General features: G+C 67.1%; 15 protein-coding genes and 1 pseudogene. 7 read left to right on the forward strand and 9 right to left on the reverse strand.

Annotated elements, in window-relative coordinates; translation table 11 throughout:
* Positions 1-136 precede the first annotated feature (136 nt).
* The 3 genes from ACILQR_RS11140 to petA are packed head-to-tail and all read right to left on the reverse strand — an operon-like array spanning position 137 to position 2,900.
* Complete coding sequence (locus tag ACILQR_RS11140) at positions 137-997, reverse strand: cytochrome c1 (protein ID WP_395651503.1); 861 nt, start codon at positions 995-997, stop codon at positions 137-139.
* 5 nt (positions 998-1,002) lie between these two features.
* Positions 1,003-2,331 carry a cytochrome bc complex cytochrome b subunit gene (locus ACILQR_RS11145; protein WP_395651489.1) on the reverse strand — a complete coding sequence of 443 codons (1,329 nt, stop codon included), beginning with the start codon at positions 2,329-2,331 and terminating at the stop codon, positions 1,003-1,005.
* Positions 2,332-2,342: 11 nt separating this feature from the next.
* Positions 2,343-2,900 (reverse strand): ubiquinol-cytochrome c reductase iron-sulfur subunit, encoded by a 558-nt coding sequence (gene petA / locus ACILQR_RS11150; RefSeq protein WP_395651490.1) that lies wholly within the window; start codon positions 2,898-2,900, stop codon positions 2,343-2,345.
* Positions 2,901-3,095: 195 nt separating this feature from the next.
* Here petA and ACILQR_RS11155 point away from each other — a divergent pair, with 195 nt between their 5' ends.
* Entirely contained in the window at positions 3,096-3,557 is a 462-nt protein-coding gene (locus tag ACILQR_RS11155; RefSeq protein WP_395651491.1) for a tRNA (cytidine(34)-2'-O)-methyltransferase, read from the forward strand.
* A 19-nt stretch (positions 3,558-3,576) separates the two neighbouring features.
* On the opposite strand, the gene ACILQR_RS11160 is transcribed toward ACILQR_RS11155, so the two are convergent.
* Positions 3,577-4,824 carry a dipeptidase gene (locus tag ACILQR_RS11160; protein WP_395651492.1) on the reverse strand — a complete coding sequence of 416 codons (1,248 nt, stop codon included), beginning with the start codon at positions 4,822-4,824 and terminating at the stop codon, positions 3,577-3,579.
* A gap of 166 nt (positions 4,825-4,990) precedes the next feature.
* Between ACILQR_RS11160 and ACILQR_RS11165 the strand changes: the two genes are divergently transcribed.
* Both ACILQR_RS11165 and ACILQR_RS11170 read left to right on the forward strand, forming a co-directional pair.
* Positions 4,991-6,163: a GNAT family N-acetyltransferase gene (locus ACILQR_RS11165; RefSeq protein WP_395651493.1), complete on the forward strand. Its 1,173-nt coding sequence runs from the start codon at positions 4,991-4,993 to the stop codon at positions 6,161-6,163.
* An 11-nt stretch (positions 6,164-6,174) separates the two neighbouring features.
* Entirely contained in the window at positions 6,175-7,077 is a 903-nt protein-coding gene (locus ACILQR_RS11170; protein ID WP_395651494.1) for a transcriptional regulator, read from the forward strand.
* 5 nt (positions 7,078-7,082) lie between these two features.
* Here ACILQR_RS11170 and ACILQR_RS11175 read toward each other — a convergent pair whose 3' ends face one another.
* From ACILQR_RS11175 to ACILQR_RS11185, 3 genes are all read right to left on the reverse strand, one after another.
* Positions 7,083-7,874 (reverse strand): lysophospholipid acyltransferase family protein, encoded by a 792-nt coding sequence (locus tag ACILQR_RS11175; protein WP_395651495.1) that lies wholly within the window; start codon positions 7,872-7,874, stop codon positions 7,083-7,085.
* Between the two features lie 187 nt (positions 7,875-8,061).
* Positions 8,062-9,117, reverse strand: coding sequence for a diguanylate cyclase (locus tag ACILQR_RS11180; RefSeq protein WP_395651496.1), 1,056 nt, complete (start codon positions 9,115-9,117; stop codon positions 8,062-8,064).
* 102 nt (positions 9,118-9,219) lie between these two features.
* Positions 9,220-10,815: a DEAD/DEAH box helicase gene (locus ACILQR_RS11185; protein WP_395651497.1), complete on the reverse strand. Its 1,596-nt coding sequence runs from the start codon at positions 10,813-10,815 to the stop codon at positions 9,220-9,222.
* A 231-nt stretch (positions 10,816-11,046) separates the two neighbouring features.
* Here ACILQR_RS11185 and ACILQR_RS11190 point away from each other — a divergent pair, with 231 nt between their 5' ends.
* The 4 genes from ACILQR_RS11190 (at position 11,047) to arsC (ending at position 13,521) form a co-directional block, all read left to right on the forward strand.
* Positions 11,047-11,403, forward strand: coding sequence for a hypothetical protein (locus ACILQR_RS11190; RefSeq protein ID WP_395651498.1), 357 nt, complete (start codon positions 11,047-11,049; stop codon positions 11,401-11,403).
* A 311-nt stretch (positions 11,404-11,714) separates the two neighbouring features.
* Positions 11,715-12,074, forward strand: coding sequence for an ArsR/SmtB family transcription factor (locus tag ACILQR_RS11195; RefSeq protein ID WP_395651499.1), 360 nt, complete (start codon positions 11,715-11,717; stop codon positions 12,072-12,074).
* The gene (gene arsB / locus ACILQR_RS11200; protein ID WP_395651500.1) at positions 12,074-13,126 is read left to right on the forward strand and encodes an ACR3 family arsenite efflux transporter; all 1,053 of its coding nucleotides are present in this window, start codon (positions 12,074-12,076) and stop codon (positions 13,124-13,126) included. Before ACILQR_RS11195 ends, arsB begins: the two co-directional genes overlap by 1 nt.
* Positions 13,123-13,521 (forward strand): arsenate reductase (glutaredoxin), encoded by a 399-nt coding sequence (gene arsC, locus ACILQR_RS11205; protein WP_395651501.1) that lies wholly within the window; start codon positions 13,123-13,125, stop codon positions 13,519-13,521. Before arsB ends, arsC begins: the two co-directional genes overlap by 4 nt.
* Before the next feature lie 3 nt (positions 13,522-13,524).
* On the opposite strand, the gene ACILQR_RS11210 is transcribed toward arsC, so the two are convergent.
* Both ACILQR_RS11210 and ACILQR_RS11215 read right to left on the reverse strand, forming a co-directional pair.
* Positions 13,525-13,776, reverse strand: a complete 252-nt coding sequence (locus tag ACILQR_RS11210) for a DUF2164 domain-containing protein (protein WP_395651502.1) — start codon at positions 13,774-13,776, stop codon at positions 13,525-13,527.
* Positions 13,777-13,879: 103 nt separating this feature from the next.
* Positions 13,880-14,445 (reverse strand): annotated as a pseudogene (locus ACILQR_RS11215) (ABC transporter ATP-binding protein); the annotation flags it as partial.

Below are 14,445 nucleotides of genomic sequence, written 5' to 3' on the forward strand. Positions count from 1 at the left end.
TGGTCCCCTCACCCTTTCGGCCAAGACGCATCGCTACGCTCTGCGGGCCTCAAGCCCTCTCCCTCTGGGAGAGGGGCACTGAAAAGCCCGCCGGAGAAATCCGGCGGGCTCGATCATTCCAGGACGGCGTCAGCCCCTAGTGGGCGATGCCCTTCCAGATGCGGCGGTAGCTGGCGTAGGTGATGCCCGCAAACAGCAGCAGGAAGGCCAGCACGCCGAAGCCGGCCTGCTTGCGTTCAACGGCGTGGGGCTCTGACGCCCAGGCGATGAAGGCCGAGACGTCCTTGGCCATCTGGTCCTTCGAGGCGACGGTGCCATCGTCGTAGGTGACCAGGCCGTCGGAGGCCAGCGGGTTGGGCATGGCGATGAAGCCGCCCGGCGGCACATGGGCCCCTTCGGGCATGAACGGCGTCAGGTCGCCGGCCATATAGGCGTTGTAGTGCTGGGTCGGCGTCATCTTCAGCTCGGCCGGCGGCGCATCATAGCCGGTCAGCAGGGAGTAGATATAGTTCGCGCCGCCGTGACGGGCCTTGGCCATGACCGACAGATCGGGCGGATTGGCTCCGCCGTTCGCCGCAGCACCGGCCGTCGCATTCGGATAGGGGGCCGGGAATTTGTCGGCTGCGATACCGGGACGCATCATCGATTCACCGGTCTCGGTATCGATCGCGGCCACCTGGGCCTCGGCCGCGATGGCCTTGACGAAGCGGTTGGCGGCCGGGTTCTCGGCGTGCTCGTCGTAGAACGGCCCGCCCGGGATGCCCAGGTCGCGGAAGTGCAGCAGGTTCATCGAGTGGCAGGCCGCGCAGACCTCGCGATAGACCTTGTAGCCGCGCTGCAGCTGGCCTTGGTCGAAGGTGCCGAACGGACCTTCGAACGAGAAGCCGGGCTTCTTCAGTTCATGGGCGCCGCCCTCGGCCAGGGCCGGGGCCGCAGCGACAGTCAGGCCGGCGACGGCGGCGACCAGGGCGAGAGATTTACGGATGGAAAGCGTCATCACGCTCAGCCCTTCTTTTCGGCTTGGGCGGGAACGAGGCCGGACACCGTCGCCGGATGCGACAGCACCGGTTCCGAGATCGAGGCCGGGATCGGCAACGGCGTCTCCTTCAGTCCCACCAGCGGCAGGATGATGAAGAAGAAGGCGAAGTAGTAGGCGGTGAACAGGCGCGTCAGCCACAGATAGGAGTTCAGGTCGCCGTCGATCAGGGTGAAAGTCTTGAACGATCCGATCACCGGGGCGTCGGGCAGTTGCCCCCCGCACCAGCCCAGCCCCAGGCCGACGAACACGAAGATGAAGAAGAAGGCGCGCATGGTCGGACGGTAGCGCATCGAGCGCACCCGCGAGGTGTCCAGCCAGGGCAGGATGAACAGCACGCCGATCGAGCCGAACATGGCCACCACGCCGCCGAACTTGTCGGGGATGGCGCGCAGGATCGCGTAGAAGGGCAGCATGTACCATTCGGGCACGATGTGCGCCGGCGTCTGCAGCGGGTTGGCCGGGATGTAGTTGTCGGCGTGACCCAGGGCGTCCGGCATGAAGAAGACGAAGGTCGAGAACAGGATCAGGAACAGCAGGACCGCGAACCCGTCCTTGACCGTGTAGTAGGGGTGGAAGGGGATCATGTCCTTGGCCTGACGATCCTTGGGGATCAGGATCCCGACCGGATTGTTCTGGCCCGAGGTGTGCAGCGCCCACAGGTGCAGCACGACCACGCCGAAGATCACGAACGGCAGCAGGTAGTGCAGCGAGAAGAAGCGGTTCAGCGTCGCGTTGTCGATGGCCGGACCACCGCGCAGCCAGATCAGGATCGGCTCGCCGATCAGCGGGATCGCCCCGATCAGGTTGGTGATGACCTCGGCGCCCCAGTAGGACATCTGGCCCCAAGGCAGGACATAGCCCAGGAAGGCGGTGGCGATCATCAGGAAGAAGATCACGCAGCCGAGGATCCAGATCATCTCCCGCGGTGCCTTGTAGCTGCCGTAGTAGAGGCCGCGCAGCATGTGCAGATAGACCGCGATGAAGAACATCGAGGCCCCGTTGGCGTGGACGAAGCGGATCAGCCAGCCGCCGTTGACGTCGCGCATGATGCGCTCGACCGAGGCGAAGGCCAGTTCGGTGTTGGGCGTGTAGTGCATGGCCAGCACGATGCCGGTGGCGATCTGGATCACCAGACACAGCGTCAGGATGCCGCCGAAGGTGTACCAGTAGTTCAGGTTCTTGGGCGTCGGCAGCGACAGATAGTCAGCGCCGAAACGCACGATCGGCAGCCGGGTGTCGAGCCACTTCTCGATGCCGGTCTTGGGGACGTAGGTGGACGGATGTTCGCTCATCGGTGCTGCTCTCAGCCGATCTTGATCGTGGAGCCGGCCGTGAACTCATAGTCGGGAACGACCAGGTTCAAGGGCGCGGGGCCTTTGCGGATACGACCGGCGGCGTCGTAGTGCGAGCCGTGGCAGGGGCAGAACCAGCCGCCGAAGTCGCCGGTGCCGAAGGTGGGGATGCAGCCGAGGTGGGTGCAGGACCCGATCACGACCAGCATGGGCTCGTGGCCAGGCTTGGTGCGCTCGGCGTCGGTCTGAGGTTCCTTCAGGTCCGAGGCATTGTCGTCGGCCTTGACCCTCGCGATCTCGGCGGCGGTGCGGTTGCGCACGAACACCGGCTTGCCCTGCCAGGTGATGACGACCTGTTGGCCCTCGGCGACCTTGGAGGTGTCGAACTCGATCGTCGACAGCGCCAGGGTGTCGGCGGCGGGGTTCATCTGGTTCACCAGGGGCCAGACTGCCATGACACCCGCGCCGGCGGCCATGGCCCCGGCAGCGATGTGGATGAAGTCGCGGCGGGTGGCGTCATCGCCATCCGGCCCATGCGCGCCGTCTGTAGTTACGACCGGTTCGGCCACGTCTCACCTCTAAAGTCCCGGCCTCGACCCCTGGGAGCGGGGCCGTCGTCCGGTTGCGATCCTGATAGCGGAACCTGATCCAGCTTGGGCGGCCCGGCTTTGCGGCTCATCGCCGCAAGGCGCTGTCGTTTCTTGCGAAACAGTCGCATTTCGGGTCGCGACAAGCCCCCGGGCCGCGCGTATGAGGGCCTTAGAATGCGTCTCGCCCTTTTTCAACCGGACATCCCGCAGAATGTCGGCGCCTGTATCCGGCTGACCGCCTGTTTCGGCGTGGAACTGCAAGTGATCGAGCCCGTGGGCTTCGATTTCGGCGACCGCAGCCTGAAGCGCGCGGCCCTCGACTACGGCCCCTTAAGCCATATGACGCGGCATCCGGACTGGGACGCGTTCCAGCGCGATCGGGGTCCGGGCCGGCTGGTGCTGTTCACGACAAAGGGTGCCGAATCGCTGGACGGGTTCGAATTTCGACCGGACGATACTCTGCTGTTCGGTCGAGAGACGGCCGGGGTGCCCGACGAGGTCCACGCGGCGGCCGACTCCCGCGTCTTCATCCCGATTCGCCCCGAGACCCGGTCGCTGAACCTGTCGGTCAGTGCCGGGATCGGTCTGTGGGAGGGGTTGAGGCAGGTGGCAACGATCACCTCTCCGACGCCGTAGGGCGGCGGAGAGGTGATCGTCATGCAGGCGTGTTCGCCGCCATGCCCGGTCGTTCGCCGGCCTTCGACGCCGCCACCGCCTCCACCGCTCGCATCACGCGCAGCATGTTCTCGCCCGCGATCTTCCGGATATCCGCCTCGGTCCAGCCGGCCTGCATCAGGGCGGAGAGGATGGCGGGGTAGGCGTCGACGCCGGTGATTCCCTCGGGCAGGGCGTCGATGCCGTCGAAGTCTCCGCCCAGGCCGACGTGGTCGATGCCGGCGACATCCCGAACATACTGGATGTGGGCCAACAGGTCGGAGACGGCGGCGCGCGGGATCGGATGCGCCTGCGTCCACGCCGCCAGCCCGGCGGTGACGGCATCCGGAGCGCCGGGGTTCATGGCCTTCAGCCGCGCATCCTCGGCGGCGCGGTCGGCGCCCCAGGCGCGGACGGTCTCGTTGATGAAGCCGGGCACGAAGGTGACCATGACGATGCCGCCGTCCTCGGGCATCAGCCGCAGCACGCTGTCGGGGACGTTGCGGGGATGACCGGTCACCGCCCGCGCCGAGGAATGGGAAAAGATCACCGGCGCGTCGGACACCCGCATCGCATCCAGCATCGTCTCCTCGGAGACGTGGCTGAGGTCGACCATCATGCCCAGACGGTTCATCTCCCTGACCACCGCCTCCCCGAACGGATTGAGACCGCCCCATTTCGGCGCGTCGGTGGCACTGTCGGCCCAGGTCGTGGTCTTCGAGTGGGTCAGGGTCATGTAGCGGGCGCCGGCCTCATGGAACTGGCGCAGCAGGCCCAGCGAATCGTCGATCGAATAGCCGCCCTCCATCCCCATCAGGCTGGCGATCTTTCCCGCCCGATGGATGCGGACGATGTCGTCGGCGGTGGTGGCCAGCTCGAAGGCGTCGGGATGGGCCGCGACGATGCGGCGCACCGTGTCGATCTGTTCGAAGGTCTCGCGCGCCGCCTCGGTGGGGGGAAGGGCTGCGGGCACATAGACGGACCAGAGCTGGGCCCCCACGCCGCCGGTCCGCAGGCGCGGAATGTCGGTGTGCAGGCCGGTCGCCGTCAGGTCGGTGGCCAGATCGACCGCATAGGGATCGTTTCCATGCTCCTGTCTCAGCGCCCAGGGCAGGTCGTTGTGGCCGTCGATCAGGGGGGTGGTTCGCAGGATCGCCCGCACCCTCGGCTCCCCCGCAGCATCGGTCTGGGCCTGGGCGGTCGACACGACGGCCAGGGACACGGCGGCGACAAGCAGGGATCGGATCATGGGGGGCTCTCCAGTGCGATGGCGATAGTGACGCCGGCGTCGGAGGCGTCAACGCCGATGGTCCGTAAGACCCCGTTCACCATGCCGCTAAACCGCGCTGAAACAGGGCGTGGCGCAGGGTGACGGCTGCGATCGTCACGTGCGGCGATCGACACGGGAGACGTGCATGTCGGGTTCGCTCAAGGTCGAGATCATCAAGGCGGACGAACTGACGCCCGCCGACATCGATCTGTGGCGCGCCATGGTGGACGGCAATCCCGATCTGGCCAGCCCCTATTTCCGTCCCGAGTTCACCCAGGTCGCGGGCGCGATCAGCCCCCAGGCGGCGGTGGCGGTGTTCCAGCGGGCCGGCAGCATCGTCGGCTTCTTCCCGCACCAGCGGCGGGGCGGCACGATCCAGCCCCTGGCCGCGCCGATGAACGACTATCACGGCGTCATCGCCCATGCCTGTCAGACGCCGTCGCTGGAACAGGTCGCCGGCCTGCTGGACGCACCGCGCCTGCGGGTCGGGGCCTGGGTCGGCCAAGCGGTACAGGGCGAGGATCGCGAGACCCTGATGGTCTCGATGCCGGAGTCAGGCTACGGCGACTGGTACGCCGAACGCCGCCAGACCTGGGGCAAATACTACAAGGACAAGGAACGGGCGCGACGCAGTCTGGCGAGCGAACTGGGCGAGGTCCGGGTCGAGCGGAACCTGCGCGATCCGGCCCTGCTGGACCAGCTGATTGGGCTGAAGCGCGACCAGTACCGCCGCACGGGACGCCACGACATCTTCGACTGCGGCTGGACCGCCGATCTGCTGCACGGCCTGCTCCAGACCCACGGCCAGGACGACTTCGGGGCCTCGATGGCGGCGATGTGGGCGGGCGGCAAGCTGGTGGCGGTCGAGTATTCGCTGCACGCGGGCGACCGCTATCATTTCTGGTTCCCCGTCTATGAGCCCAGCCTGGCGCGGTGCTCGCCGGGCATCCTGCTGAGCATGGACACGATGCGGCTGGCCTCGGACGCCGGTTACCGGGTGTTCGACTTCGGCTTCGGGGGCGAGGGCTACAAGAAATATTTCTGCAACCGCAGCCAGACCGTGCGCGAGGCCCTGGTCATGCGGCCGGGACTGGCGACGGGTCTGAGCAACGCAGCCGTCGGCATCCTGAACACGGCGGGCAAGTCGCGGGGCGACCGGCTGCGCACCTCCATGCGTCGGCGCTGGGCAGCCATCGAGGCGTGCGAGACCACGCCAGTCAGTCGCTTTCGCGGAGCATTGGGTGCCGCCCAGGTGGCCCTGAACAAGGGTGCCGAGCGCACGGCCGAGCGCCTGGCGGAACCCCGGGTCACGGGCTGAGAGACACGACCATGAACCGCACCCGCTATCCCGGCCCGATTACCGAGGCGAAGAAACATCCCCACAGCCTGGTCGAGCAGGGCTTCGCCACCGACGAGGCCCTGGCCGAGATCCTGCATCGCTATCCGGCCGAGCATATCGACATCAACCTGTACGACTATGACGACGAGGGTCAGGTCTCGATGCGCACCGGCGCGCGCGGCGGTCTGCCGGGCGACAAGCTGCTGGAAGCGATCCAGGCCGGGCGGCTGTGGGTCAATCTTAGGAAGGCCGAGGTGGGCTGTCCCGAACTGTGGGCGGCCTCGATGGTCGAGTTCGAGAAGATCCAGGCCACCTATCCAGGGATGCGGGCGGTGACCAATGCCGGCCAGCTGATCGTCTCGTCGCCGGTGGCAAGGGTGCCCTATCATTTCGACGCGGCGGGTGTGGTCCTGTTCCACCTGCGGGGTCGCAAGCGGATCTACGTCTATCCGGGCGATGAGCGGCACCTGCCCGAACACAATATGGAACAGGTCGTCGCGCGCCAGACGACCGAGGAACTGCCCTATACGCTGGCGTTCGAGCCTGACGCCCAGGTCATGGACCTGGAGCCCGGCGAGGCCCTGACCTGGCCGCTGTATGCGCCGCACCGGGTCGATAACCTCGACAGGTTCTGCGTGTCGCTGTCGATGGAATACCAGACCTGGTCGTCGCGGATGCGGAACGGTGCCCTTTATACCAACGCGGTGATCCGCAGCCGGGGCGGGCGTCCTCGCCTGACCGACCGGATGGCCCCGCCGGAACTGGCCGCGCGCTGGGCCGCGTCCTTGGCCCTGCGTCGGGTCGGCGGGCTGAAGAGCAAGATCGCCAATATCGAGCGCGACTTCGAGCCCGAGGTCGGGGCCGAGGACGGGGTGCGGGTCCTGAGGGCGTAAGGCCTTCAGGCCGGCGTGGCGTCGGCCTGTTTCGCCGCCCGTGCGGCCTCGTCGGGGGCCAGGACGCGTATGGCGGGCGTGACCTGATTGCCGGTGGCCTCGGCGATCAGCTCGGCGGTACGGGTTTCGATGACGCCCTCCAGACGCGCCAGAAACTCGCCCTTGGGCAGGCCGGTGGGGATGGGGTCGAGGAACTCCAACGTCGCCGTGCCGGGGTGTTTCTCGTACTTTTCCTCGGGCCAGAACAGGCCGAGGTTGGTGGCCAGCGGGACTACGGTCATGTCGAAGTCCCGGTACATGTGCCAGACGCCGGAGCGATAGCGGTACTTCTCGCCCACCCTGGCCAGATGGCCCTCGGGATAGATCAGGATCTTGCGGCCCTCGCGGTGGGCGTCGAGGCCCCGGTGCTTGAGCGAGTCGCGGGCCTCGCGACCACCGCAGCTGTTGACGACGATGGCACCCAGTTTCCTGAGGACAGTACCCAGCAGCGGGAATTTCTCCAGGTGGTCGCCGGTGACGAAGGCCAGGTCCTGGAACCGGTCATAGGTGGCAAAGCCGTCGCCCCAGCTCTGGTGCTTCGAGGCGATGATGAAGGCGCCCGTCGGCAGGCGGTCCTCGCCCCGGTACTCGATGCGAATGCCGGCGAAGATGCGCATCGCCTGCACCATCCGCTTCACATAGCGCCGGATGATCCATGAGGTGGCCCCGCGCCCGGGCGCCAGGGCCGCGAAGGCGGCGGCGGACGCATAGCCGATCGACAGGACCCAATAGGCGACGTTGAAGGCCAGAGTACGCATCGGCTCTCTTAACGCGACAATCGTGTCAGTTGAATCACCATCTTCCGCTCATCCCGGCGAAAGCCGGGACCCAGTTCTTTGGGCGACAAGCGGTCAACGTTGGCACCGACCCCAATCCCCGACATCCTGCCTCACTTAAGGACTGGGTCCCGGCTTTCGCCGGGAAGAGCGGAGTGGAGGATTGCGGTCAGGCGGCCTTTTCGAGGCGTTCGGCGTTGGTGACCTGGTTCCGGCCGCTGCGCTTGGAGGCGTAGAGGGCCTCGTCGGCGCGGTCGAGAAGCGACGATCCGCTCTCGCCGGGATGGCGGGTGGCAAGGCCCGCCGAGATGGTCACGGCCCCCAGTTCGTCATTGGTGGAGCGACGGCGCAGGGCGCGCGAGCCGATTTCCTCGCGAATGGCGTTCAGGGCGGTCTCGACGGTCGCGGCGCTCTCGCCCGGACAGATCACCGCGAACTCCTCGCCGCCGTAGCGGGCGGCGATGCGCGGGGCCTTGGAGACCCGGCCGATGACACTGGCCACATAGCGCAGCACCTGGTCGCCGGTCTGGTGACCCCAGGTGTCGTTGAACCGCTTGAAGTGATCGATGTCGAGGACGGCCAGGGTGAAGGGCTTCTTGGTCTTGTCGGACTCGACGCAGGCGGCCAGCAGGGCCTCGTCGAAGGATTTGCGGTTGCCGAGGTTGGTCAGGGCGTCGGTCATGGCGTCGCGGCGGACCTGTTCCAGGTGTTCGCGCAGACGGGCGACCTCCTTGGTCGAGGTCTCGAGACGGGTCTCCAGCGTGCGGTTCTCGCGCTGGACGCGGGTGGTGGCGTCGGTCAGGCCGGTGACCAGCCGCTTCAGGTCGGCCGGGTCGCCCGCCGCCTCGATGCTGGCCGAGGCCTCGGTCAGGGTCTCGCCATAGTCGGCCTGGGACTGGCGGGCCTTGGCCAGGGCGGCGGAGACGCTGGACAGTTCACGGTTCAGCACGGCACCGGCGTCGCGGATCTCTTCGGACAGGCGGCCACGCGGCAGGTATTCGGCGGCCAGCATCTCGGCCGTGCCCTCGGTGAAGCTGTCAGCGGCACCCAGCAGCCGGGTCATCTCGCGGCCCAGCGGCCCTTCCGGATCGCCGAGATAGTGGATCCAGAGCTCGAAATTCAGAGGGGTCGGCCAGACGCCTGCGCTCTCCATCTCGGCCAGCGCGTTGCGAGCGAGATTGAAGGCTTCGGGCCCCCTGAGTGCGGCTTCGACCTGCGTCGTCATAGAAAGTCCCCGGCGTGCTTCTCACGCTCGCCGGGCAGACTATCCAGCGATCCGTAACACCGGGTTAAACGAGGCCGAAATGCACGGTCGCGTACACAGGCCTCAGCCCTTGATCAGGACCGGCCTGCGCAGGAAGGCGGGGACGTCGGCACCGAAGCCCCTGCCCTCACGCGCCGGCTCGAGCTCGCGCTCGGGCTTGCCGCCGGGACGGCGGTCGGACTGGCGAAGCTGGGGTTCTTGGGCGTCGCGGGCGGGTTTGGCGGCGACAGGCTCGGGGGCGGCCTCGACGACGGCAGGGGCCGCGACGGCCTCGACGGCCTGGACCGGTTCGGCAGCGCGGGGCTTGCGGCTGCGGCTCCGGGTGCGGCGCTCGGCGGGCTCGGCCTGGGGTGCAGGCTCGGTGGCGACGACGGTCTCGGCGACCGGTGCTTCGAGGACGACGGCGGTCTCGGCAGCCTCGGCGGCCGGAGCCGTCTCTGCACGGCGCGAGCGGCCGCGTGCGGGGCGTTCGGCACGGGCCTCGGTCGCGGCCTCGGGACGGGCGCGACGCGCTCCACCGTCGGCCAGATCGAGGTCGAGCTTGAGCTCGATGGGGTCCATCTTGATCAGCTTGAGCACCTTATCCAGCGACTTGTCGTCGCCGGGGGTCACGATCATGAAGGTCTGGCCCAGCTTGCCGGCCCGACCGGTGCGGCCGATGCGGTGGACGTAGTCGTCGGCGTGGTGCGAGACGTCGTAGTTGAAGACGTGGCTGACGTCGGGGATATCCAGACCGCGCGCGGCGACATCGGACGCCACCAGCAGCTTCAGCTCGCCCGAGCGGAAGGCGGCCAGGGTCTTGGTGCGCAGGGACTGATCCAGGTCGCCGTGGATGGGGGCGGCGTCGAAGCCGTGCTGCTTCAGCGATTTGGCGACGACGTCGACTTCGGATTTGCGATTACAGAAAACGATGCCGTTGCGGACATCGTCGCGACCGATCAGGGCACGCAGGGCGGCGCGTTTGGTCTTGGGGTCCGAGTTGGGGACGCGGACCAGATACTGGGTGATGGTGTCGGCGGTCTGGGCCGGGCGCGAGGCCTCGATCCGCGTCGGGTCCTTCAAAAAGGCCTGGGTCAGACGGGTGATCTCGGGCGGCATGGTGGCCGAGAAGAACAGGGTCTGGCGCTTGGGCGGCGTCAGTTTGAAGATACGCTCGATGTCGGGGATGAAGCCCATGTCGAGCATCCGGTCGGCCTCGTCGACGACCATCAGCTCCACGCCGTTCAGCATCATCTTGCCGCGTTCGAACAGGTCCAGCAGGCGGCCGGGCGTGGCGATGAGGACGTCCACGCCCTTGTTCAGGGCCGCGACCTGGTCGCCCATGGAGACGCCGCCGATCAGCAGCACCCAGGTCAGCTTGGTGCCCTTGGCATACTTCTCGAACGACATCGCGACCTGGTCGGCCAGTTCGCGGGTCGGGGCCAGGACCAGTGCGCGGGGCATGCGGGCCCGGGCGCGACCCTTGGACAGGCGTTCGATCAGGGGAAGGGTGAAGGCGGCGGTCTTGCCGGTGCCGGTCTGGGCGATGCCGAGGACGTCGCGGCCGGCGAGGGCCACGGGAATGGCCTGGGCCTGGATCGGGGTGGCGGTGGTATAGCCGGTGTCGATGACGGCTTGCAGGGTCGTGGGCGAAAGGCCCAGTGCGGAAAATTCGGTCATGTATCCTTGAGGACGGTGGGGCGCACCCATCGGGAGTGCGTGTTGCGATGATTGCGGAACCGCCCCTCGATGGGCGAGCGGGCGGCGCGAATTCGCCAGACCTGTCCCGAAACGTGGCCCGCATATAGATGCCCCTACGCCAGAGTCAAGTATTGGGGCCGGTCACGCCCGACTTGGCATTTCGTGAATATTTGTTAAGACTTGTCCCCGTCAGGCGCGAAGGGGTTGATTGTGAAGCGTTTTATCTGGGTACTGACGGTTCTCGGCTGTCTGGTGAGCGCGCCGGCCTGGGCCGGGATGAACGACGCCTTCAACAACACGGTGATCTCGCGCTATCCCGACGGCGGCTGGGTCAAGCACTGGTTCAACCGCGACGGCACCTATGCGGCCGAGTTCTCTGACGGGCGGCGCATCCGGGCGACCTGGCAGGTCGAGGGCGACCGCATCTGCCTGAACGGCATCCGCCCGTCCTTGATGATGATCTCCCGCTTCTGTTCGCCGCTGATCGAGGCTGACCTGGGCCAGACCTGGACATCGCGCGATCCGCTGGGACGACGCGTCCAGAACGTGCTGGCCCCGGGGCGGTAGGCACCGGGAGTCCGGACTCAATTCTAGAGTCCGAAGAGTCCGAAGAGTCCGGACTCGTTTTTGGAGTCCGTTGAGTCCGTTGAGTCCGGACTCTCGACGAGCCGGATCGACCGCCCGTGATGTCAAAGACCGTTTGAGCCGCAGTCTACCACAGGCCGGAAGGGCGCCAGTTCGAAGGACGCGAGAACCCACCAATCCCTTGTGCGGCAAGGGACTGGTGCGTCGAAGTTCGCAACTTCGACTACGATCGGTGCTCAGTTCGACCGCAGCTTTCGCGCATTCCATATTTCGTCTATTCGTGAAGTATGGAAATGAAGCATGGCATCGAGGCCCTGGCGGCGCTCGCGCACGAGGGACGGCTGGCGATCTTCCGCGCCCTCGTCCGGGCCGGGCCTGATGGCTTGGCAGCGGGCCGGCTGGGCGAGGCGGTCGGGATGATGGGCAGCACCCTGTCCAACAATCTGGCCGTGCTGACGCGGGCGGGACTGACGACGGCCAGCCGCGACGGGCGGTCGATCATCTATGCCGCCGACTTCGGTCGGATGACCGACCTGATCGCCTTTCTGGTCGAGGATTGCTGCGAAGGCTCGCCCGACGTCTGTTCGCCACTGGGCGCCGTACTGGACAGGGTGAGTTGCTGTCCGCCACAGGGCGCGGGGGCGCGGAACTGATGTCGGTCTTCGAACGGTATCTGACCGTCTGGGTCATGCTGTGCATCGTGGTGGGAGTCGGTCTGGGGGCCCTGGCGCCCGACGCGTTCGCCGCACTCGGTCGGATGGAGGTCGCGTCGGTAAACCTGCCGGTCGCGGTGCTGGTCTGGCTGATGATCATTCCCATGCTGCTGCGGGTCGATTTCGCGGCATTGCGCGAGGTCGGTCAGCACTGGCGCGGCAGCGGCGTGACCCTGTTCATCAACTGGGCGGTGAAGCCGTTTTCGATGGCGCTGCTGGCCTGGCTGTTCCTGGCGGTCCTGTTCCGCCCTCTCCTGCCCGCCGCCGAGATCGAGAGCTATGTCGCGGGTCTGATCCTGCTGGCCGCCGCGCCCTGTACGGCCATGGTGTTCGTCTGGAGCAACCTGACGCGGGGCAGCGCCAACTTCACCCTGTCCCAGGTCGCGCTCAACGATGCGATCATGATCGTGGCCTTTGCGCCGATCGTCGGGCTTTTGCTGGGGCTGTCGGCGATCGTCGTGCCGTGGTCCACGCTGGGGCTGTCGGTCCTGCTTTATATCGTCGTGCCCGTGGTGATCGCCCAGGGCCTGAGGGCCGTCCTGTTGCGGACAGAGGGCGGGCTGGAGCGGGCGTTGAAGGGGCTACAGCCGCTGTCGCTCGTGGCCCTGCTGGCGACGCTGGTCCTGCTGTTCGGGTTCCAGGGCGACAAGCTGCTGGCCCAGCCCCTGGTGATCGCCCTGCTGGCCGTGCCGATCCTGATCCAGGTCTATTTCAACGCCGGCCTCGCCTATCTGCTCAACCGGGCGACGGGCGAGCAGCATTGCGTGGCGGGGCCCTCGGCCCTGATCGGCGCGAGCAATTTCTTCGAACTGTCGGTGGCGGCGGCGATCAGCCTGTTCGGGATCGGATCCGGGGCCGCGCTCGCAACGGTCGTGGGGGTGCTGGTCGAGGTGCCGGTGATGCTGACTGTGGTCGCCATCGTGAACCGGTCAAGGGGTTGGTACGAGGCCGGCGCGGCGGTGCGGCGGGTCCAGAACGGAGCGATACGATGACGATGACGATCTATCACAACCCCGACTGCGGGACGTCGCGCAACACCCTGGCCATGATCCGGGCCTCCGGTGAGGAGCCGGTCGTTGTGGAGTATCTGAAGGTCGGCTGGACCCCGGAGCTGCTACGCTCGCTGGCGGATCGTGCAGGAGAGCCGCTGCGCGCCCTGATCCGCGACAAGGGCACGCCGGCGGCGGAACTTGGGCTGCTCGACGAAGGGGTCAGCGACGACGCGATTCTGGAGGCGATGGTGGCCCACCCCGTGATCGTGAACCGGCCGATCGTGGCGACAGCCAGGGGCGTGAAGTTGTGCCGTCCGTCGGAACGGGTGTTCGACCTGCTCGACAATCCGGTGCGGGGTTTCACCAAGGAAGACGGCGAACGCGTCCAGGCGTAGGCGTCAGCGCCCGCCCGGCTTCTGCTCCAGGCCATAGATCGCCTCGACCGTCTCCTCGGACTTGGCGGCGATCAGGGTCTGGGCGTCGTAGAGACCACGGTTGTAGAAGGCCGGGCCCAGGTCACGGGCGATGAAGGCGATCAGCATCTCGGCCCGCAGGACGCCGAGATCGGTCTCGAGCTCGTCGGCGAAATAGGCCTGGAGGCGGCCGACCATGTCGCGCAGTTCTTCTTTCGAGAAGGCGATGGGTTTCATGGAGGACTCCTGTGTCTGATCGTGGAGACCGAGTCGCCCCCTCCGTCACGGCCCGGAAGAAGGGCCGCGCCACCTCCCCATCGCTTCGCGACGGGGAGGAGAATTAGCTGACCTCGGCCAAGGCTTCCTCGGCGGCGATCCAGGCCTGTTCGGCGGCGTCGAGGTCGGATTGGGTCTTGGCGCGGGCGCGGGTCAGGCCCTCGAGGGCCTTGGGATTGGAGAAGGCGGCGTTGGCCATGTCGTCGTCGATGCGGGCGATCTCGGCGGTCAGCTGCGCCATCCGCTCCTCGGCCTTTTTCACGCCGTGACGCAGGGTGGACGGTGATGGCCCTGACTTCTTGTCGTTCTTCTTGCCCTTGTTGTTCTGGGCCGGCGCAGCGGCCGAGCTCTCCGCCTTGATCTGGCTGGGCTTGGCGGAAGCGGCCTTGGCGCGGTCGAGGACGAATTTGGCGTAGTCGTCCATGTCGCCGTCATAGGGTTTGACCGTACCGTCGGCGGCGAGCCACAGCCGGTCGGCGACCATCTCCATCAGCGAGCGGTCGTGGGTGATCAGGATGACGGCGCCGGAATAGTCGTTGAGCGCATCCAGCAGGGCCCGGCGGCTGTCGATGTCCAGGTGGTTGGTCGGTTCGTCGAGGATCAGGACGTGCGGGGCGTCCATGGCCACCA

The organism is Brevundimonas sp., from assembly GCF_044239655.1.
Lineage (GTDB): Bacteria > Pseudomonadota > Alphaproteobacteria > Caulobacterales > Caulobacteraceae > Brevundimonas.

Bases quoted from the DNA above. Each gene is read 5' to 3' on its own strand.
- arsC (WP_395651501.1), top strand. From the start codon at position 13,123: ATGACGATGACGATCTATCACAACCCCGACTGCGGGACGTCGCGCAAC.
- ACILQR_RS11175 (WP_395651495.1), bottom strand. From the start codon at position 7,874: ATGCGTACTCTGGCCTTCAACGTCGCCTATTGGGTCCTGTCGATCGGC.
- ACILQR_RS11155 (WP_395651491.1), top strand. From the start codon at position 3,096: ATGCGTCTCGCCCTTTTTCAACCGGACATCCCGCAGAATGTCGGCGCC.
- ACILQR_RS11140 (WP_395651503.1), bottom strand. From the start codon at position 997: ATGACGCTTTCCATCCGTAAATCTCTCGCCCTGGTCGCCGCCGTCGCC.
- ACILQR_RS11210 (WP_395651502.1), bottom strand. From the start codon at position 13,776: ATGAAACCCATCGCCTTCTCGAAAGAAGAACTGCGCGACATGGTCGGC.
- ACILQR_RS11145 (WP_395651489.1), bottom strand. From the start codon at position 2,331: ATGAGCGAACATCCGTCCACCTACGTCCCCAAGACCGGCATCGAGAAG.
- ACILQR_RS11180 (WP_395651496.1), bottom strand. From the start codon at position 9,117: ATGACGACGCAGGTCGAAGCCGCACTCAGGGGGCCCGAAGCCTTCAAT.
- ACILQR_RS11195 (WP_395651499.1), top strand. From the start codon at position 11,715: ATGAAGCATGGCATCGAGGCCCTGGCGGCGCTCGCGCACGAGGGACGG.
- ACILQR_RS11165 (WP_395651493.1), top strand. From the start codon at position 4,991: ATGTCGGGTTCGCTCAAGGTCGAGATCATCAAGGCGGACGAACTGACG.
- arsB (WP_395651500.1), top strand. From the start codon at position 12,074: ATGTCGGTCTTCGAACGGTATCTGACCGTCTGGGTCATGCTGTGCATC.
- ACILQR_RS11185 (WP_395651497.1), bottom strand. From the start codon at position 10,815: ATGACCGAATTTTCCGCACTGGGCCTTTCGCCCACGACCCTGCAAGCC.
- ACILQR_RS11160 (WP_395651492.1), bottom strand. From the start codon at position 4,824: ATGATCCGATCCCTGCTTGTCGCCGCCGTGTCCCTGGCCGTCGTGTCG.
- ACILQR_RS11170 (WP_395651494.1), top strand. From the start codon at position 6,175: ATGAACCGCACCCGCTATCCCGGCCCGATTACCGAGGCGAAGAAACAT.